The following is an 18645-nucleotide window of genomic DNA, read 5'->3' as shown; positions in this document are numbered from 1 at the left end:
TTATCATATAACATAAAACTTGTCAAATCTAGCCAGATCAAGACAATGCACTCTTATCTGGCCAAATCAAGACGATGTATCCGTTCATTTTGCGTTATATATTCTGTCAGCTTCCTCCTCACTAAGCGAAAATGTTCTCTGCAATTGTGATAATATCGTTTCTTTCGGTATCTTCATATTTCTCAGCATGGCTACCGTCTGCTCTATAGTTTCCGCACGGCCTTTTGTATGACCTTCCTCACGACCCTCCTCACGACCCTCTACACGTCCTTCCGCACGGCCTTCCGCTCTGCTCTCCGCCTTTAGATCCTCAATCGCTTTACACATATCCACTTTCCCCCTGTCTTGCTTAATTTCCAATCCTATCCCTGCAACCGTATTGATCACATTAGCTGCTGACAGATCAAGACGATGCATCCGTTCATTTTGCGTTATATATTCTGTCAGCTTCCTCCTCACTAAGCGAAAATGTTCTCTGCAATTCTGATAATATCGTTTCTTTCGGTATCTTCATATTTCTCAACATAGCTACCGTCTGCTCTATAGTTTCCGCACGGCCTTTTGTATGACCTTCCTCGCGGCCTTCCTCACGGCCTTCCGCTCTGCTCTCTGCCTTTAGATCCTCAATCGCTTTACACATATCCACTTTCCCCCTGTCTTGCTTAATTTCCAATCCTATCCCTGCAACCGTATTGATCACATTAGCTGCTGACAGATCAAGACGATGCATCCGTTCATTTTGCGTTATATATTCTGTTAGCTTCTGAGCATCCACAGAATACTTTATCGTCTGCAGCACCTCCCGCAAACTTGTGTGAAACTTCTCAAAATCATCTTCTGATAGTGTCATTGGTTGAATTAATTGTACTCTGTAGTCAGGAACGAAGTCAAGTAATTTACTGTCATTAATGTCGTACATTTCCCGCAATGAAAGCGGTCCATCCCATGGTTCTGTCCCGAAATATAATGTCAACGTAATAACAGGCAGTATCTTATCTGTCCGTAAAAATCCCGACAAAAACTCTCCGTTATTTCGCATGGTTTCACTGGAAAACCTCTTATTTCTTCGATTATCTGCTGCAATCATAGCAACCTGTTTATCGTACTGCAGCGCATCATAAACCATGTTACGCACCGGCATTGCATAATGCACCTCCATCTGATTCTCAACCCCCAATATCACATAGTTTGCGTGAGAGTCCTGCATCATTGCTGCAAACTTTAGCAGATCACGATGTTTCTGCGCCAAATTACTGTCGCGCGTTTTCTTCTTGGTACGCTTCTTCATTTGAGAACCTTCTGTACTAATGCCCTCTTCTCGAGACGATCTATGTTCTCCAGTTGCTACCGGCAACGTAACCAACTCCGTAACATCCTTCTCCGTAAGATTCTCCGGCTTTATCTTTTGTTCTCCATTATACAGAAAAAAGTTAAAGACATCCGCAAAAATCTCCGGGTTTCCTATGTACTCTTTAACGATTGTATCCTTAATAATATCCCTCCTCCCCTGCTATATCGTTGAATGTTGCTTGTTTGAATTTTAGTATATGAGATTTTTGACATCATTTCAATATTTTATTTCATTTGTCACAATAAACATGGCATTTATCAATAATTACCATTTCTAAAGAGGCATAAATCTTAAAACGCTTTCTACGCAACACTTTGTAAACAATTGTTTCTGTTTGAAGAGGAAGGAGGCAACCGCAAAACAACATGTAATTCATGATATTTCCAGATGGTTCATGCCATTCACGGAATATCGAAACAAATTAACACCGGGGCGAAAGGATTCACCCCGAACATTTATCACAAGGAGGTAACTACTATGATAGTACAACACAATATTACAGCGATGAACGCTAACAGAATGCTTGGCATGACAACAAATTCTCTTTCTAAGTCTACAGAGAAACTTTCTTCCGGTTACAGAATCAACCGTGCAGCAGATGATGCAGCAGGTTTGACAATTTCTGAGAAGATGAGAAAGCAGATCCGTGGTTTGGATCAGGCTTCTACAAACGCAGAAGATGGTGTATCTGCAGTACAGACTGCTGAAGGTGCTTTGACAGAGGTTCACAGCATGTTACAGCGTATGAACGAGTTGGCAGTACAGGCTTCTAACGGAACAAACAGCCAGTCTGACCGTCAGGCTATCCAGGACGAGATTTCACAGCTTACTACTGAGATTGATCGTGTTGCTGAGACAACAAAGTTCAATGAGACTTATTTGTTGAAGGGCGGCGATGATACAAAGGATGTATATATGAATGGTCATGATGCGGGCCTTAAAGGAACTCTTACAGATAGTGCAACAAGTGCTACTTTTAAAGTTGCAGCAGGAGCATTAGATGCAGGTAAAAAGGTGACTATCGGCGGTAAAGAATATACTATTGGCGGTTCTGAAGCTGATGCTAAAAAGTTGACCGCAGCAGCTGCAGCGGCAGGTGCTAAAGCAGATCAGACAATTCAGATTGATGGCGCGACTTACACCTATAAAAAAGATGATACAAAATGGGTTGATGCCAAGGGACAAGACGTTGCTGATATTGATGCCAAAATTGTTAAGGGCAGCACTGTAACATATGGAGATAAAACAGTAACAGTATTAAACGATAACAAAAAAACTGGAATAGATGATGCTGATTCAACAGTTATTTCAGCAGATAAGGCTGTTGAATTAATGACAGCAGAATTAACTGCCGCCAATAAAATTGGTGTAGATGATGCAACATCTGTTTCTGTTGAGACAAAAGCTGACTACACTTCAGATGATGGTGTTGAATTCACGATTACAAAAGGCACTGCAAAGGTCGCAGATAGACTTTCTTTCAATCTGCATGTAGGTTCTGATGCTGATATGACAAATAAGATCAGCGTTAATATCGAGACAATGAACTCTGCATATCTTGGAATCAAAGGCTTAAATGTAGCAGATGATTCCGGTAATGCTGCAACATATGCTATTGATGCTATCGCTGATGCAGTAGCTAAGGTATCCGAGCAGCGTTCCGCTCTTGGTGCTGTTCAGAACCGTCTTGAGCACACAATTGACAACTTGGATAACGTTGTTGAGAACACCACATCCGCTGAGTCTCGTATCCGCGATACAGACATGGCAGAAGAGATGGTTGCTTACTCCAAGAACAACATCCTTCAGCAGGCTGGTCAGTCTATGCTTGCACAGGCAAACCAGGCAAACCAGGGTGTATTGTCCTTGCTTCAGTAATTAACCAAATCTTAGTTGTTTTCGACTCGAACGAACAGAAGCATATTTTTATTACAATGTTTAGAGGGGAAGCCTTTGTGGCTTCCCCTCATTGCATTAAGTAAAAGGTAATCTCTGTATTCGCTTTCCGTTTCGAATCTTCTTAAATATTGTATATTGTCGTTGCAATTCTCCTTCATCATCGTGCAAAATATTTTTCGCTTCCAAAATCCGTTCAATAGCCTGTGACGGATCCAATGTGTGATATGCTAAAAATAATTCTCGTAGTTCTTTTGGCTTAATAATTTTGTATACCGGAATAGAACTAAGTTCATATGTGTATGAGTAATATCGGTAGATTGTGCAACTAACTTTTGCACAATAGGATGCTCTGCATATTTCGACAAAGCATTTCTATAATAAGCAATTGTCATAATCCATTCTTGATCAACGTTATACATTTTACAGCGTAAATCAACATTATTAAAATCTAAAAAATAAACACACGATTTGTTGAAATTAGAAATAAATGAAATGGACTGATCATAGCTTTCTCCTGTGTAAAAGCCACATCCAAAATCATTGTTGGTTCGTCCTATTGTGACATCAATTTCACCGGCAATCTCACTCTTGGCACCATGAAAAAGCAGCTTGTGATCTGACGCTAAATTTTCTGCCCATAACATCTTCTTCAACTGATTTATTTGTATTTTTTTGTCAAATGCAAATTGATAGACCCGTTCCATTAGCTGAGGAGACGGCAAATTTTTACACAGCTCATTTCGAGAAATTGTTGCCTGTTCAATACCTATTTTATCTGCAAATTCTTCTTGAGTCATCCCAAAAATTCCACGAATTGCTTTCATATCTTTTTGAAAATTATAGTTCATAGTCATTATGCGGACAATTTTCTTTGTGTACTTGTATATTTAGTACAAAAAAATCAAATAATTTAGTACGCCACCTCCTTCTTCGAACTTGTTTATAGCATATTACATAAACAAGTTGAGAATTATATGAATGACATTTTGCTATTTTTCTCATCAGTTTTCTTTCCCATAATTCAGCCCTTTGTTCTGTATATTGAAAACGTGATTATGTGATATTATATAAATACCATAAATAGAAAATAAGCTTTTAACTTTTTTAACTTTACAGAGAAAGTTAAAAAGTTAAAATAGGGATGAGGAGCCATTTTGACAGTGGACATAGAAACGCGATGGATGTCTGACTATAATCGAAAAGAAGCAAGAACTGCGTTTTCACAGCCGGGTATTCGATATTCGCAAGCAGAGTCACTTATCAAGTCGCTTATGCAGGATGATAAATTTAGAGATTTATCACTTGTAGAACGAAAGAGAGTGACGGAAAGAATATTAGCTGAAATTAAAGGTAGAATGATGGAGGATATTGTCCTTCTGGAAACAAAACTTTCTAAAAAGAACTGTGAAGTATTCCGATTACAGTTTGCAATTGGCGAATTTGATATGGTTGTTTTTGATCCGGAGGAAGAAACCTGTGAAATCTATGAAATTAAACATAGTGACAAGATTGTTTTACAACAATGCAGACATCTATTGGATAAACAAAAATGTGAGGATACTGCCTTTCGATATGGAACCATCATTGGAAAATATGTGATCTATCGCGGTGCCACAACATCTCTCGTTCAAGCAGGCGTGAGTACACAGGAAGATGTGGCCTATTTGAATGTAGAAGAATATTTGAAAAAGTTATAATGGATGCATAAAAAGCAATGAGGGGAAGCCATAAAGGCTTCCCCTCTAAACATTGTAATAAAAATATGCTTCTGTTCATTCGAGTCGAAAACAACTAAGATCTGGTTAATTACTGAAGCAAGGACAATACACCCTGGTTTGCCTGATTTGCCTGTGCAAGCATAGACTGACCAGCCTGCTGAAGGATGTTGTTCTTGGAATAAGCAACCATCTCTTCTGCCATGTCTGTATCACGGATACGAGACTCAGCGGATGTGGTGTTCTCAACAACGTTATCCAAGTTGTCAATTGTGTGCTCAAGACGGTTCTGAACAGCACCAAGAGCGGAACGCTGAGAAGATACCTTAGATACAGCATCCGCGATAGCGTCGATAGCATATGTTGCAGCCTTACCAGAATCATCTGCTACGTTTAAGTTTTTGACACCTAAATAGTCAGAGTTCATAGTTTCAATATTGACCTGAATCTTGTTTGTCATGTCAGCATCGGAACCTACATGAAGACTAAAGCTCAATGTATTAGCAACCTCTGCTTTGCCAAGTGTAATTGCGAAGGTATTGTCGGTCGCTGTGACTGCAACAGCTGGGGTATCTTTTGTTACGCCAATCTTGTTAGCAGCAAGTAGCTCATCTTTTGCTAAATCGTATGCGTGACCAGCCGTAATAATAGTGTTATCTTCATCGTCAACACCATCATCAGCACCTTTCATTGCTTTCATTGTCTTTCCATTAGCAAAAGTTACTGTTGATCCTTCAGCAATGAGAGCTTTTGCATCGTCAAGCTTGTATTTTCCGCCTGCTTTGTCAGCAGCCTCATCTGCCCCGTAATCAGCAACAATAGTGATTTCCTTACCATTAATAGTAACCTTATTACCTGCCGCAGTCACCTGTTTATCATATTCAGCTTCAACCTCTGCCTTTGAGGAACCAATCGTATATGTTTTACCACCGATACTTACAGAATCACCAGCTTCTAATGCATCCATTACAAAAGTGGCAGTTCCATTACCATTATTGGTTAATGAGCCCTTTAATCCGGCGTCATGAGCCTCTAAAGTAATATCTTTTGTTCCCTTATCACCCTTCAACAAATAAGTCTCATTGAACTTTGTTGTCTCAGCAACACGATCAATCTCAGTAGTAAGCTGTGAAATCTCGTCCTGGATAGCCTGACGGTCAGACTGGCTGTTTGTTCCGTTAGAAGCCTGTACTGCCAACTCGTTCATACGCTGTAACATGCTGTGAACCTCTGTCAAAGCACCTTCAGCAGTCTGTACTGCAGATACACCATCTTCTGCGTTTGTAGAAGCCTGATCCAAACCACGGATCTGCTTTCTCATCTTCTCAGAAATTGTCAAACCTGCTGCATCATCTGCTGCACGGTTGATTCTGTAACCGGAAGAAAGTTTCTCTGTAGACTTAGAAAGAGAATTTGTTGTCATGCCAAGCATTCTGTTAGCGTTCATCGCTGTAATATTGTGTTGTACTATCATAGTAGTTACCTCCTTGTGATAAATGTTCGGGGTGAATCCTTTCGCCCCGGTGTTAATATGTTTCGATATTCCGTGAATGGCATGAACCATCTGGAAATATCAAGAATTACATGTTGTTTTGCGGTTGCCTCCTTCCTCTTCAAACAGAAACAATTGTTTACAAAATGTTGCATTTTTTATTACACTAACAATATCGGTTGATTTGCTGAGAACTTAACCCTTTTTCTAAAAAAATTTGTGCATTTTTTTGTTTTTTTGAGATTCCACAACACATTGTGTCCTAAAACACTTCTTTATACATTATATTGATCTCATTAAAATAATTTTATCGGCACAGTCACTTGTATATTATCCCAATAAGCAATTCTTGCACTTTTAATTGCCTGGGGTTCTTTTCTTTCTGAATATATTTTGATGTCTTATAATTGCACGTGGTAAAAAACATCATCTTTTTCTTCTTGTATAATCCCTAAATAACGCTTTGTAATCTGATACGATGAATGGTTGTAGATCATCATCAGCATAGCTGGCGGAACGCCTTGTTTCCATGCATGATAACCAAATGTTTTGCGCAAGGAATGACAGCTGACATTGCCGTCTATCCCTGTCTCCTCTGCTGCCTGCCGCACAATTCTCCAAGCTTGACTGCGGCTGATCGGCTGATTTTTATGACATGCGCTATAAAATAAATATTCGTCTGCTTTTTGGCCGTTGTAGCATTGCCGCAATGCATGCAAAACGCAGTCATTCAGTGCAATTTGATTCGTTTTGCCGGTTTTCTGTTCTACCACCTGCAAATGTGCTCGAAATCTTCTACGCTTGTAGTCATAAACATCTTTCCACTGCAAACTTAATACATCTCCAATGCGCAGCGCTGTGTTCAATCCAACCACTATTAATAAGTAATTTCTCATCTTTCCTTTTTCCAAATAGTAGTTTCGGAACCGCTGCAAATCCTCTTCTTTCCTGATAGGACTTGTTGTACTCATTTCCCCTTTTCCTTTCCGTTGTACTGCTGATTTATCCTGGAAATGCAAGCATTTCCAGAGGTTGCTACGTTTTTTATTCTAATCCTTTGCCTGGAAATACGGAACCCTTGAGCTGGCTATTTCCGGCGCAAAAAACGTAATGCAACATTTTGTAAACGAGGGTTTCTGTTTTGCGAAAGGAGGCAACGATCTAAAACTTAAATTCATGATATCTACGATACGGCACAGTCGTTTTCTTGATATCGACACTGATATGATGGATTTTTCCGGAAATATCTTAACTTTTATTTTCACTGGGGCGAACGGATTCACCCCAAACTCAAAACAAGGAGGTAACTACTATGATAGTACAACACAATATTACAGCAATGAACTCCAACAGAATGTTGGGCTTAACAACTAACTCACTTGCTAAATCTACTGAGAAGCTTTCTTCCGGTTATAGAATCAACCGCGCAGCTGATGATGCAGCAGGTCTTTCTATTTCTGAAAAAATGAGAAAGCAGATCCGTGGTTTGGATCAGGCTTCTACAAACGCAGAAGATGGTATTTCCGCAGTACAGACTGCAGAGGGTGCTTTGAACGAAGTTCACTCTATGCTTCAGAGAATGAACGAGTTGGCAGTTCAGTCTGCTAACGGTACAAACTCTGAGTCTGACCGTACAGCTATCCAGAACGAGATTGATCAGTTGACAACTGAGATTGATCGTGTATCTGAGACAACCAAGTTCAATGAGACTTATTTGTTGAAGGGCGATAAGAGCTTGGATAAGCAGTATACCTATGGATTCAAAAACAATACGGATGATATTGCAGGTGCGGCTACTGAGGCTGCTGGATCTACAAAGCTTACTGTAAAATTTGAAGGAAATGCTACGGCTGCCGATGTAACGCAAAAAGTCCAGGATGAGGAAAATGAATTTCTTATTGCTTTAAGGGATTCTGGCGTAAAGGTATCAGCTAATTCTGATGGAAAAGCTGTCACTTATAGCTTATCACTTACAGGTTCTGCAGCAGATAAGTTTTCTGTTTCTGTCACAGATGCGGGTGCTGGCACATTTGATATTATGGATAAAGAAAACAAGAAACTTGGAACAATTACAGTAGGTGGTGCTGATGATGCTGGAGTAGTAGCTGCTACTGCTGGTTCCAAATCTGATACAATAGTTGCAAAAGATATAACTGCCGCTAGATCCAAACAGGCACAGGCAAAATATTACGATAAAGATGGAAATGCAATTCCTGCAAATGCATTGTCAAAATATGTAACAATGAAGTCCGATAAATCTGGAGTTACTGCTAAAGGTGGCGCACCACAGGCTTATGATGCCGTTGGAAACAAAGTCGAAATCAAAACTGACGATATTAGCCATTTGCAGGATCTCACAGCTCCACTTACAGTAAAGCTTCATGTCGGTGCTGATGCTACATCAAACAACCAGATTTCCATTAACATTGAATCCATGAGTGCTAAGGGGCTCGGTATAAACGGTCTTAAAGTTGACGGTTCCGATGATACAAACGCATTAAATGCAATTGATACCATCAAACAGTCTATCCAGAAAGTATCCGATCAGCGTTCCGCACTTGGTGCTGTTCAGAACCGCTTAGAGCACACAATCTCTAACTTGGATAACGTTGTTGAGAACACCACATCCGCTGAGTCTCGTATCCGTGATACAGACATGGCAGAAGAGATGGTTAACTACTCCAAGAACAACATCCTTCAGCAGGCTGGTCAGTCTATGCTTGCACAGGCTAATCAGGCAAACCAGGGTGTATTGTCCTTGCTTCAGTAATTAACCAAGAGGCATTGTTTTCGAATCGTACAAACAGAAACATATTTTTATTACAAAATGGAAGAGGAAGTCGTTACGGCTTCCTCTTTTTGCGATTAATATATTTGTTTTTATATATTTCTCTTGCAATTATTGCAGATGCTGTTGAGATGACAGAGACCGAAGTTTTGGATATTATAACCTCTGCCTCTGCCTGAACAACCGGTCAGATGCCCTATAGGCACGCTATCACCTTTTCACGCACATCTTCCATATGTGCATCCACAATTCCAAAATCCATTTCTTTATAGCTCCACGCCGCGCGGCCGATATGATACCTATCAAACACCTCGCTGATAGCCTGATACCACTGTAACGTATCCTCCGCTGAGGCAAGATTGATCACCCCATATTCCCCGCAATACAATGGCACGTTTCTTTCCTCCGCTACTGCTAGTGCATCCGCAAAGAACTGCTCAAAAAAACTGCTGCCGAATAAACATTCTTCCTGTTTTACCGGTTCGAGCATAATTTCATTATTCGGCAAATACTTTTTGGTCAATTTCTTAATCTCATCAACCGTCTTGTGCAAAGCCATCCTAAAATCTTCCGGCATTCCATCAACCCAGTATCCACCCTGATGAGTAAATATTAACGGCTCATAGCAATGAAAATTATATACGATATTTTCATCTGCCGGTGCAGCCAGTGAGCGTACTGCCAAAACACAATTGTTCCAATAACCGCCGATCAATATCTTCGTCGTCGGAGCAATCCGGCGAATCCGACGAATACATTCCTGTGAAATCTGATTCCAGCGATCCATTGTGTTTTTATCAGTCACCTCATTTAACAATTCAAAAGCAACATGATCTCCGTATTTTGCATACCGTTTAGCCATCTCCTCCCACAGGCTGTAAAACATTTCCTGGTACTTGCTATTGTCAAAGAAGCCCGCTTCCTTTTCCCCCTGATCAAAGGAATAACCCGCCGTCTTATGCAAATCGAGGATAATATTCAAACCATATTTTCTGCACCAATGAATAGCCTTCCTGACATACTCAAAGCCGCTTTCTATAAATGTACCATCCTGATCCTGCAAAACATTATAGTCTATCGGCAGGCGCACATGATCAACTGGCCAATCACTAATTCGCTTAATATCTTCCTCAACAATAAAATGCTCTAGTCTTTCTTTGCTATAGTCACATTGTGACAACCATCCACCCAAATTCACGCCGTGCTCAAATCCAATCCATCGTCTCATAGTAATCACCATTCCTTTCCAAAATAATTACAATGATTATTTCCTGATAATGCATTCATCACCGGAATTATCATTCATCGTCTGTACTCATCATAGTAATTTTTGAAGTAATATGATATAATATTTCCGAGATAAATATCATAAAACCTATTCTTATTTCAACAGTAATTATGAAAAAAGCATATTTTGTATGCTTAGGAAAGGACTGGGCTAATTATGACCGTTAAGCAAGAATTAAACCAACTGCTGTATAAGCAGCAGGAAGAATCCTATTCTCATATTTCCATAGAAGAGGAGTTTGCTTTTTACCGCAATATTGCAAGCGGAAACCTGGATGTGCTGCAAGGAGACCTTTTGACTGAAAATCGCGAACATATGGGTATTCTTTCGCATAATCCGCTGCAAAACCGCAAATACCACCTTGTCATTTTAGTTGCTATGATTACACGTTTTTGCATTGAACGCGGCCTTGAACCCGAAGAATCCTACACGTTAAGCGATCTATTTATCCGCAAAATAGATTCCGCCATATCAGAAAAGCAACTCGAAACAATCAAGATCGATGTGATCACAGAATTCACAAACACCATGCACGCCATCAAACAGGGCAAAAATTACTCCTACCATGTACGCCATGGAATCGATTATATCAGTAAGCATATTACTGAATCGATATCCGGCGTAGATGTTGCCAACGCTCTCGGACTGAACCGCGACTATCTGTCCCATCTTTTTCAAAAAGAAACAGGATGCCCGCTACAGAGGTTTATCCTCCGTAAAAAATGCGAAACATCCTGTTATATGCTTAAAAACAGTTCTATCAGCTGCACAGACATAAGCTCATTTCTCGGCTTTGCTTCTTGCAGTCATTATATAAAATGTTTTCGTGAAGAATACGGCATCACCCCCGGCAAATACCGCACACAAGGAGATTTTTAAGTCAAGCACTATTCCGTTGCTTCTGGCTTATTTATCTCCGGTTTTGATCAAAATATGTGGATTTTAACCGCAAGACCCGCATCGCTTCCGACACGCTTTATCTCTGGTTTTAATCCTATTTAACAAGCACTGCCTATGCAATCTCGTGATTACTGTTACTGGCACAGTTTTCCGACAATCTGGTTGATATCCTTGCCGTTTGCCTTACCTTTTAACTCAGCCATAACAGCCTTCATGATCTGACCTTTATTTTTAGTAGCGATCACATCTGCAAACTGTGTCTTTAACACTTCCTCAATTTCCTCCGGTGACATCATCTTCGGAGCATACTCCTTGATCACATCCAGTCGAGCCTGATACTCTGCTTTCAGATCCTCACGGTCTGCCGGACAACTGTCAACCTGTTCCTGCGCTGTTTTTTCTTCTTTTATAATAGCGCGGTCTACCAATTCTTCCGGAATATTGTCTCTCTTTCCTTCATCAATAGCAAGTTTCTTTACTGCAGAAATCAAAGATGAAATCGTATCCTTTCGTGCTTTATCTCTTGCCTTCATTGCTGCTACCATATCGCTCTGTAATTTTTTGAACTCCATAATAATCCTCCATTTCTCTGACAATACCATATCGTCTGCCAGACACAACATTTCAAGCTTTTGCTTTCATTCGCCTCAATACACCAATCTAGCTATGCATATCCAGCGTAACTTCCTCTTCAAAGGATATTCCCTTTTTGATTGGAAGTCAAGTCACCTTCCCATATTCCCTGGCAGTCTTCTCATATAACTTTGCAGCTTTATGAACCATATAACTTTGCAGCTTTATGAACCATATAACTTTGCAGCCTTATAAACCATATTCCTTGGTAGCCTCTGCCTATAATTATTTTGTTTATTCTATTGTTATTTATTTCAATTCATTGTATATTATTTATGGTGTCTTATTTTGTACAAGTTACAAATATCAAGACGTCTATAAGCCATAACCTGCTTATATTTACAATTATATTGTGTGTATATTTTAGACTGAACAATTTTCATTCTGCTTTATACTTTTAGGTTATGTAAAGAGGTGAAGAAATGTATAATATTGTTATATGCGATGATAATGAAATATTTTGTTTTCAGCTGGAAGACATTCTAAACAGAATATTTAAGGGGAGACCAACTCCTCCACGAATAACTATGTTTAATGAAGCTGAAAAATTAGAAGAATACATAGCAAATGACATGTCCATTGATCTTCTCTTCCTTGATATTGAATTCCATTCCGAATCGGTGAATGGAGTAAATATTGCACAGTTTTTGCGTGAACAGTCAGAAGGGCAAGCAACACAAGTTGTATTTGTTTCCTCTAAGAGTGAATATGCAATGCAATTATTTCAAGTGCGACCGTTAGATTTTATCATAAAGCCAATTGACTTTGATAAAATTTTACATGTAGTAAAAACGTATGAACGCCTATACGAAACTACCAATAAATATTTTTCATTTACTTTTAATAAAGTAAAACATTTTGCAGATTGCCGTAAAATTGTTTATTTCCAGAGTTCCGGCAGAAATGTCCGGATTGCAACAACGCATGGTAATCTATTATGTTATGATAAACTTTCCAAAATAATAAAGGAATTACCACCAAATCTGTTTGTGCAATTACATAAATCCTATATAGTAAATATAAGCTTTATTGTAGAATACAGCGCAAACGAAGTTGTGATGAGCGATGGTGTACATATACCGATCAGCTATTCCCGCAAAGAAGATGTACATAATTTTTTGAGATTAAATTATTAATTGTTGTACCTGTTTTTAAGGGAAAGGCATTATATTAGAAATCCATGTACGATAATCGCTGACAAACCCGGTATACTTTCAGATTAAGGTGTCAATTACTTGAAATGAATGGTATTTTCATTATTTTGAATGTTCAGATAAGCTCTATTTCTCATATTCAAAAATTGACCATTTTATCAATGTAAACATTGACGCCTTTTTTCTGTAATTACCAGAAAACAGCAGAAAGAAGGACTACAGATGAACTACTACTCTTTATTTTTTGATACCGTGATCAATATTGCCGGATACTTTATATTGGTTAGCTGTCTGAGTTTATTTTTACATGAGAAAAAAATAAATAAAACCTTCAAAAGCGCAGCAATTTGCACAGTGTGGTTTGTTATCTGGCTGATCAATACCTTTGGAAACAGCGTTAATCTTAACACATTTATTTCATTTGCAGGCTATATGCTAATCTGTCTTCTAATTTATAGAGGATCTGTAGCCAAAAAAATTTTGTCGACTGTTTTTGTCATGGCATTAAGCATTCTTTGCGAAGGTATTGTATTTTTAATAATGCAAAAAATCACAATTATCCCTTTTAACTATACTCTTGGTAGTGCATTTTCTGTACTGCTTTACTTTTTATTTGTAATATTCCTTAACCGCTTTTATAATATGCGTTCTTCCACGCCAATGCCTTTTCATATTTATTTTGCATTTATTATAATATTGGTGGGAAGCGTTGTTTTGTGCGATCTGCTGGTCAATCTTGGCAATAAAAACGAAAATCTGACTATGCTTGCTATGGGGATCCTATGTCTTATAAATATGCTTATCTATTATATGATGGATAAGACCAATCAGATGTATCAGCAGGTACTGCAGCAAGAGGCTATTTCTCAACAAAATGAATTCTACATGCAGCAAATTGCTCTGACCAAAGAAGCCAGTAATCGTGTAAACGCTTTGCAGCACGATTTCAAAAACCATTGTCAAACTGTTGCTTACTACTTAGATTGTAAGCAGCCTGATAAAGCAAGTGAATATGTTTTAGGTTTATATAATATGGTTATACCACGTAATCAATACATTAACTCTACCAATATTGCAGTTGACAGCTCAATCAATTTTTACCTATCAAAGGCAGCAAAGTTAAACACCAAACTTTCGTTATCTATAGCAGTTCCACCGGACATATTTGTTAGTGATCTGGATATTAGTATTACCCTTGGAAATCTGCTGAGCAACGCAATAGAAGCCCTAGAAAAATTACAAGACGATGCGGAGCGTAAACTTTCTGTATCTATCCTTTATAAAATGAGCACTTTGTATCTCGAAATTAAAAATACTTTTAGTGGCTCTCTTAAGAAAATTGATAGGGTCACTTTTAAATCAACAAAAAAGGACTCCAGAAATCACGGTTATGGGTTATCTAATGTTAATGAAGTTGTGGAAAAATATGATGGGATTAGTTCCTTTACGACCGATGGCAATTGGTTTATTGTAAATATCACCCTTTTTTCAGAAAAAAAGAACTCTCAACTTCAAGAATAATGCAGTATCTTTTCAGAAAAAAACTCTCAACTTCAAAAATAATACAGTATCTTTTCAGAAAAAAACTCTCAGCTTCAAGAATAATATAGTATCTTTTCAGAAAAAAAACTCTCAACTTCAAGAATAATATAGTCTCATTTCTAATTATTATCTTCTTTTTTTGTTATCTAATATATGATATTTTTGCAAAATTTGACCATTTTTTCGATATTTTGATTATCAAACCTTTTATTTTTGACATATAACCTTATATTTTTGACATATACCAAAAGTAGTACTTTTTTCCTGTTATAATATAAATGTAACAGCAAATCATCGGTTGGATATACCAAATATATTCATCCCGCTACATTTGAAAGGAGTCATTATGAAAAAACTTATTTTATTTGTAAGCAAAAACTTGTGCAACGTTGCTGTGTTTGCTGCAGCTTTTGCCGTAACAACATCATGTTCACGTTGGTTTTACCAGGAAGAATTAGACGAGCAAGTAATGAGTTTAAATCGTTACCGCGATTAAAACATGATTGATCGTTTAGTGAATTATTTCCGATCCTTAGGATTGGTAGATGATTCCAATGACAAAATAATTAAATATGGATTGCGACGTGTATGTTTATTCCTAACTGATTTTGCAATAATTTTATTATTGTCGTATCTCTTAGGAAATATATGGGTGGGGATCTTGTTCGAACTAGCGTATTCCCTATTACGCATTTATGCAGGAGGCTTTCATGCATCAAAAGAAGCTTATTGTTTTGTTTTATCATACTCTAGCATAATCATAAGCCTCTGTCTGATAAATTACATGCACATATCAACTTTCTTGATGTTCATTGCTTGCATAACAATGTTCATTTCTATAGTTCTATTATCCCCCATAGAGCACAAGAACAAACCCTTGTGTACGAAAGAACGGATAATATATCGCCGCAATACCATAATAATTCTCATTGCAGAATTAGGTGCACTTTTTTATTTTAATTGGAGTCATCAATTATTATTTGCGAAATCAATTTTAGCAGCCATACTTTTGGTTGGACTTGCTCAGTGGTTTGCATTGTTACAAAAGAAATTCTAATTATGTATTTCATCAATTAGAATACAAAATATTATTTGACATCTGGAGCTATCTCTCTATGATAGCTCCCTTTTCTTTTTAAAAGATTGAGGTGTGAAAAATCCTTTTTTGGATATTCTTTTTGTGCTGGGATATTTTAAGCTTTTTGTGCTGTGCTGGGATATTTTAAGGCGATGCGACGCATCGTTGATAGATATTATGGTCAAAAATTCAGAAAAATAGCCTGTCAGGGAAATTTAGGTCTTTTGACACTTAAGACACTTTAATCCTATTAAAAAAGCAAAGCCAGCGCTTTGCTTTGCAAGAATTGTTAAAGCAATTCTTGTTGGCTTCCCTCTACGTTACGAGCATTTTCCTATAAAGTAAAAAAAGCTCATAGATAAACTATGAGCTTTTTACGTGAGACACGGGGGATTCGAACCCCCGACAACTTGATTAAAAGTCAAGTGCTCTACCAACTGAGCTAGTATCCCATCCGTCTTATAAAAGACGAATGCCCAGAACCGGAATCGAACCAGTGACACGCGGATTTTCAGTCCGCTGCTCTACCAACTGAGCTATCTGGGCATAATCAGATATTTCTATCTAATATCTAAGTAGCGGGGACAGGATTTGAACCTATGACCTTCGGGTTATGAGCCCGACGAGCTTCCTAGCTGCTCCACCCCGCGGCATAATTTATAAAACCTCTGATAAATTATATGCGGTTCATTCTACACTTAGAACAAATCGTTCCACTATCTTAGGTTAAGTGGATGGAGAAGGATTCGAACCTTCGAAAGCGTAGCTAACAGATTTACAGTCTGCCCCCTTTGGCCACTCGGGAATCCATCCATAAGCCGATGATCGGACTCGAACCGATAACCTGCTGATTACAAATCAGCTGCTCTGCCAATTGAGCCACATCGGCATTTTTATTAATAATGGGACCTACAGGGCTCGAACCTGTGACCCTCTGCTTGTAAGGCAGATGCTCTCCCAGCTGAGCTAAGATCCCATATAATAATAAAACGACCCAGAAGGGACTCGAACCCTCGACCTCCGCCGTGACAGGGCGGCGCTCTAACCAACTGAGCCACTAGGCCATTAAAAGCACTTATTAGTACCTTCAAAACTGCATATAGTTTCTTACATCCCACAAAGTTGAACTTGTTCTTGGTACTCCGACATTATAATTGCCTTCGTTCCTTTTTGGTCAAGCCCTCGACCTATTAGTGACAGTCAGCTCCATGTGTTACCACACTTCCACCTCTGCCCTATCTACCTCGTCGTCTTCAAGGGGTCTTACTGGATTAACTCCAGGGATATCTTATCTTAAGGGGGGCTTCACGCTTAGATGCCTTCAGCGTTTATCCCTTCCAGACTTGGCTACCCTGCTATGCCATTGGTATGACAACAGATACACCAGCGGTCCGTCCAGCCCGGTCCTCTCGTACTAAGGCCAGCTCCTTTCAGATATCCTACGCCCGCGCCGGATAGGGACCGAACTGTCTCACGACGTTCTGAACCCAGCTCGCGTACCGCTTTAATGGGCGAACAGCCCAACCCTTGGGACCTGCTACAGCCCCAGGATGCGATGAGCCGACATCGAGGTGCCAAACCACTCCGTCGATGTGAACTCTTGGGAGTGATTAGCCTGTTATCCCCAGGGTAGCTTTTATCCGTTGAGCGATGGCAATCCCACTTTCTACCACCGGATCACTAAGTCCTACTTTCGTACCTGCTCGGTCCGTCGACCTCGCAGTCAAGCTCCCTTCTGCCTTTGCACTCTTCGAATGGTTTCCAACCATTCTGAGGGAACCTTTGAGCGCCTCCGATACCCTTTCGGAGGCGACCGCCCCAGTCAAACTCCCCGCCTGACGTTGTCCCTCCACCGGTTCACGGTGGCAGGTTAGAAACCCAGTACTACAAGGGCGGTATCCCAACAGCGACTCTGATACAACTGGCGTTATATCTTCCTAGTCTCCCGCCTATCCTGTACATGCAGTACCGAATCCCAGCATCAAACTGGAGTAAAGCTCCATGGGGTCTTTCCGTCCTGGCGCGGGTAACCAGCATCTTCACTGGTATTTCAATTTCACCGGATGCATTGTCGAGACAGTGCCCAAATCATTACGCCTTTCGTGCGGGTCGGAACTTACCCGACAAGGAATTTCGCTACCTTAGGACCGTTATAGTTACGGCCGCCGTTTACTGGGGCTTAAGTTCGAACCTTCGAGTTGCCTCTAAGCTCTCCCCTTAACCTTCCAGCACCGGGCAGGCGTCAGCTCATATACTTCACCTTTCGGTTTCGCATAAACCTGTGTTTTTGCTAAACAGTTGCTTGGGCCAATTCTCTGCGGCCTACATTCGTAGGCACCCCTTCTCCCGAAGTTACGGGGTCATTTTGCCGAATTCCTTAACAATGCTTCTTCCGTCGGCCTTAGGATTCTCTCCTCATCCACCTGTGTCGGTTTACGGTACGGGTTCATGATACGCAATAGCGGCTTTTCCTGACAGTGACTCCACACGCTTCGCTACTTTTAAGTTCGCTACGCTTCACGCATTCGCCTTATACATGGGGGTTTTCCCTCCCATGAAGCTACCTCGCTTGCACCGGTTTTTCCATTCCCGGCTCGTCCTTTGTCTCTGTGTCCCCACAGTTCTGATATCATGAAGTACAGGAATCTAAACCTGTTGTCCATCGACTACGTCTTTCGACCTCGCCTTAGGCCCCGACTTACCCAGAGCAGATCAGCTTTACTCTGGAAACCTTAGATATTCGGCCGAAAGGATTCTCACCTTTCTCTCGCTACTCATTCCGGCATTCTCTCTTCTTAACTCTCC

Annotated in this window: 15 protein-coding genes, 7 tRNA genes and 1 rRNA gene (1 of these 23 running past the window's edge); 8 read left to right on the top strand and 15 right to left on the bottom strand. The window is 39.7% G+C overall.

All coding sequences use genetic code 11. The features are described 5' to 3' along the window. Positions 1-84: 84 nt before the first annotated feature. Both ACSAJE_RS09610 and ACSAJE_RS09605 read right to left on the bottom strand, forming a co-directional pair. Positions 85-417, bottom strand: coding sequence for a hypothetical protein (locus ACSAJE_RS09610; protein WP_458008934.1), 333 nt, complete (start codon positions 415-417; stop codon positions 85-87). A 4-nt stretch (positions 418-421) separates the two neighbouring features. Beyond that, complete coding sequence (locus ACSAJE_RS09605) at positions 422-1288, bottom strand: transposase (RefSeq protein ID WP_458008933.1); 867 nt, start codon at positions 1286-1288, stop codon at positions 422-424. 540 nt (positions 1289-1828) lie between these two features. Between ACSAJE_RS09605 and ACSAJE_RS09600 the strand changes: the two genes are divergently transcribed. Continuing rightward, positions 1829-3229 carry a flagellin N-terminal helical domain-containing protein gene (locus tag ACSAJE_RS09600; RefSeq protein WP_458008932.1) on the top strand — a complete coding sequence of 467 codons (1401 nt, stop codon included), beginning with the start codon at positions 1829-1831 and terminating at the stop codon, positions 3227-3229. Positions 3230-3477: 248 nt separating this feature from the next. Here the strand turns inward: ACSAJE_RS09600 and ACSAJE_RS09595 are convergent, their stop codons facing one another. After that, complete coding sequence (locus tag ACSAJE_RS09595; protein ID WP_458008931.1) at positions 3478-4098, bottom strand: DUF3990 domain-containing protein; 621 nt, start codon at positions 4096-4098, stop codon at positions 3478-3480. 306 nt (positions 4099-4404) lie between these two features. Between ACSAJE_RS09595 and ACSAJE_RS09590 the strand changes: the two genes are divergently transcribed. Beyond that, the gene (locus ACSAJE_RS09590) at positions 4405-4947 is read left to right on the top strand and encodes a hypothetical protein (protein WP_458008930.1); all 543 of its coding nucleotides are present in this window, start codon (positions 4405-4407) and stop codon (positions 4945-4947) included. A gap of 109 nt (positions 4948-5056) precedes the next feature. Here ACSAJE_RS09590 and ACSAJE_RS09585 read toward each other — a convergent pair whose 3' ends face one another. Then, positions 5057-6439, bottom strand: coding sequence for a flagellin N-terminal helical domain-containing protein (locus tag ACSAJE_RS09585; protein WP_118690327.1), 1383 nt, complete (start codon positions 6437-6439; stop codon positions 5057-5059). Positions 6440-6858: 419 nt separating this feature from the next. Then, positions 6859-7428, bottom strand: coding sequence for a tyrosine-type recombinase/integrase (locus ACSAJE_RS09580; protein WP_458008929.1), 570 nt, complete (start codon positions 7426-7428; stop codon positions 6859-6861). A 341-nt stretch (positions 7429-7769) separates the two neighbouring features. Between ACSAJE_RS09580 and ACSAJE_RS09575 the strand changes: the two genes are divergently transcribed. Then, on the top strand, positions 7770-9227 hold the full coding sequence (locus tag ACSAJE_RS09575; protein WP_458008928.1) for a flagellin N-terminal helical domain-containing protein: 1458 nt from the start codon (positions 7770-7772) through the stop codon (positions 9225-9227). 214 nt (positions 9228-9441) lie between these two features. Here the strand turns inward: ACSAJE_RS09575 and ACSAJE_RS09570 are convergent, their stop codons facing one another. After that, positions 9442-10473: a glycoside hydrolase family 5 protein gene (locus tag ACSAJE_RS09570; protein ID WP_458008927.1), complete on the bottom strand. Its 1032-nt coding sequence runs from the start codon at positions 10471-10473 to the stop codon at positions 9442-9444. A gap of 216 nt (positions 10474-10689) precedes the next feature. Between ACSAJE_RS09570 and ACSAJE_RS09565 the strand changes: the two genes are divergently transcribed. After that, on the top strand, positions 10690-11412 hold the full coding sequence (locus ACSAJE_RS09565) for a helix-turn-helix domain-containing protein (RefSeq protein WP_458008926.1): 723 nt from the start codon (positions 10690-10692) through the stop codon (positions 11410-11412). A 155-nt stretch (positions 11413-11567) separates the two neighbouring features. Here ACSAJE_RS09565 and ACSAJE_RS09560 read toward each other — a convergent pair whose 3' ends face one another. Continuing rightward, the gene (locus ACSAJE_RS09560) at positions 11568-12005 is read right to left on the bottom strand and encodes a GatB/YqeY domain-containing protein (protein ID WP_458008925.1); all 438 of its coding nucleotides are present in this window, start codon (positions 12003-12005) and stop codon (positions 11568-11570) included. Between the two features lie 483 nt (positions 12006-12488). Between ACSAJE_RS09560 and ACSAJE_RS09555 the strand changes: the two genes are divergently transcribed. The 4 genes from ACSAJE_RS09555 to ACSAJE_RS09540 all read left to right on the top strand — a co-directional run bounded on the left by ACSAJE_RS09555 (position 12489) and on the right by ACSAJE_RS09540 (position 15819). Continuing rightward, positions 12489-13202, top strand: coding sequence for a LytR/AlgR family response regulator transcription factor (locus ACSAJE_RS09555; RefSeq protein WP_118691529.1), 714 nt, complete (start codon positions 12489-12491; stop codon positions 13200-13202). 240 nt (positions 13203-13442) lie between these two features. Further along, the gene (locus tag ACSAJE_RS09550; RefSeq protein WP_458008924.1) at positions 13443-14741 is read left to right on the top strand and encodes a sensor histidine kinase; all 1299 of its coding nucleotides are present in this window, start codon (positions 13443-13445) and stop codon (positions 14739-14741) included. A gap of 367 nt (positions 14742-15108) precedes the next feature. Next, entirely contained in the window at positions 15109-15258 is a 150-nt protein-coding gene (locus tag ACSAJE_RS09545; RefSeq protein ID WP_118691527.1) for an AgrD family cyclic lactone autoinducer peptide, read from the top strand. 3 nt (positions 15259-15261) lie between these two features. Next, positions 15262-15819, top strand: a complete 558-nt coding sequence (locus ACSAJE_RS09540) for an accessory gene regulator B family protein (RefSeq protein ID WP_458008923.1) — start codon at positions 15262-15264, stop codon at positions 15817-15819. 400 nt (positions 15820-16219) lie between these two features. On the opposite strand, the gene ACSAJE_RS09535 is transcribed toward ACSAJE_RS09540, so the two are convergent. From ACSAJE_RS09535 to ACSAJE_RS09500, 8 genes are all read right to left on the bottom strand, one after another. Then, positions 16220-16292: transfer RNA gene (locus tag ACSAJE_RS09535), tRNA-Lys, on the bottom strand. 21 nt (positions 16293-16313) lie between these two features. Next, a tRNA-Phe gene (locus ACSAJE_RS09530) sits at positions 16314-16386 on the bottom strand. Positions 16387-16416: 30 nt separating this feature from the next. Beyond that, positions 16417-16490 (bottom strand) — tRNA-Met (locus ACSAJE_RS09525). A gap of 81 nt (positions 16491-16571) precedes the next feature. Further along, positions 16572-16653 (bottom strand) — tRNA-Tyr (locus tag ACSAJE_RS09520). A 3-nt stretch (positions 16654-16656) separates the two neighbouring features. After that, positions 16657-16729, bottom strand: a tRNA-Thr gene (locus ACSAJE_RS09515). A 14-nt stretch (positions 16730-16743) separates the two neighbouring features. Continuing rightward, positions 16744-16816 (bottom strand) — tRNA-Val (locus ACSAJE_RS09510). 14 nt (positions 16817-16830) lie between these two features. Further along, a tRNA-Asp gene (locus tag ACSAJE_RS09505) sits at positions 16831-16904 on the bottom strand. A 106-nt stretch (positions 16905-17010) separates the two neighbouring features. Beyond that, a 23S ribosomal RNA gene (locus tag ACSAJE_RS09500) occupies positions 17011-18645 on the bottom strand; it runs 1255 nt beyond the window's last position.

Source organism: Jutongia sp. SJQ-6 (genome assembly GCF_054161275.1).
This window is presented reverse-complemented; position numbering and strand designations above follow the sequence as displayed.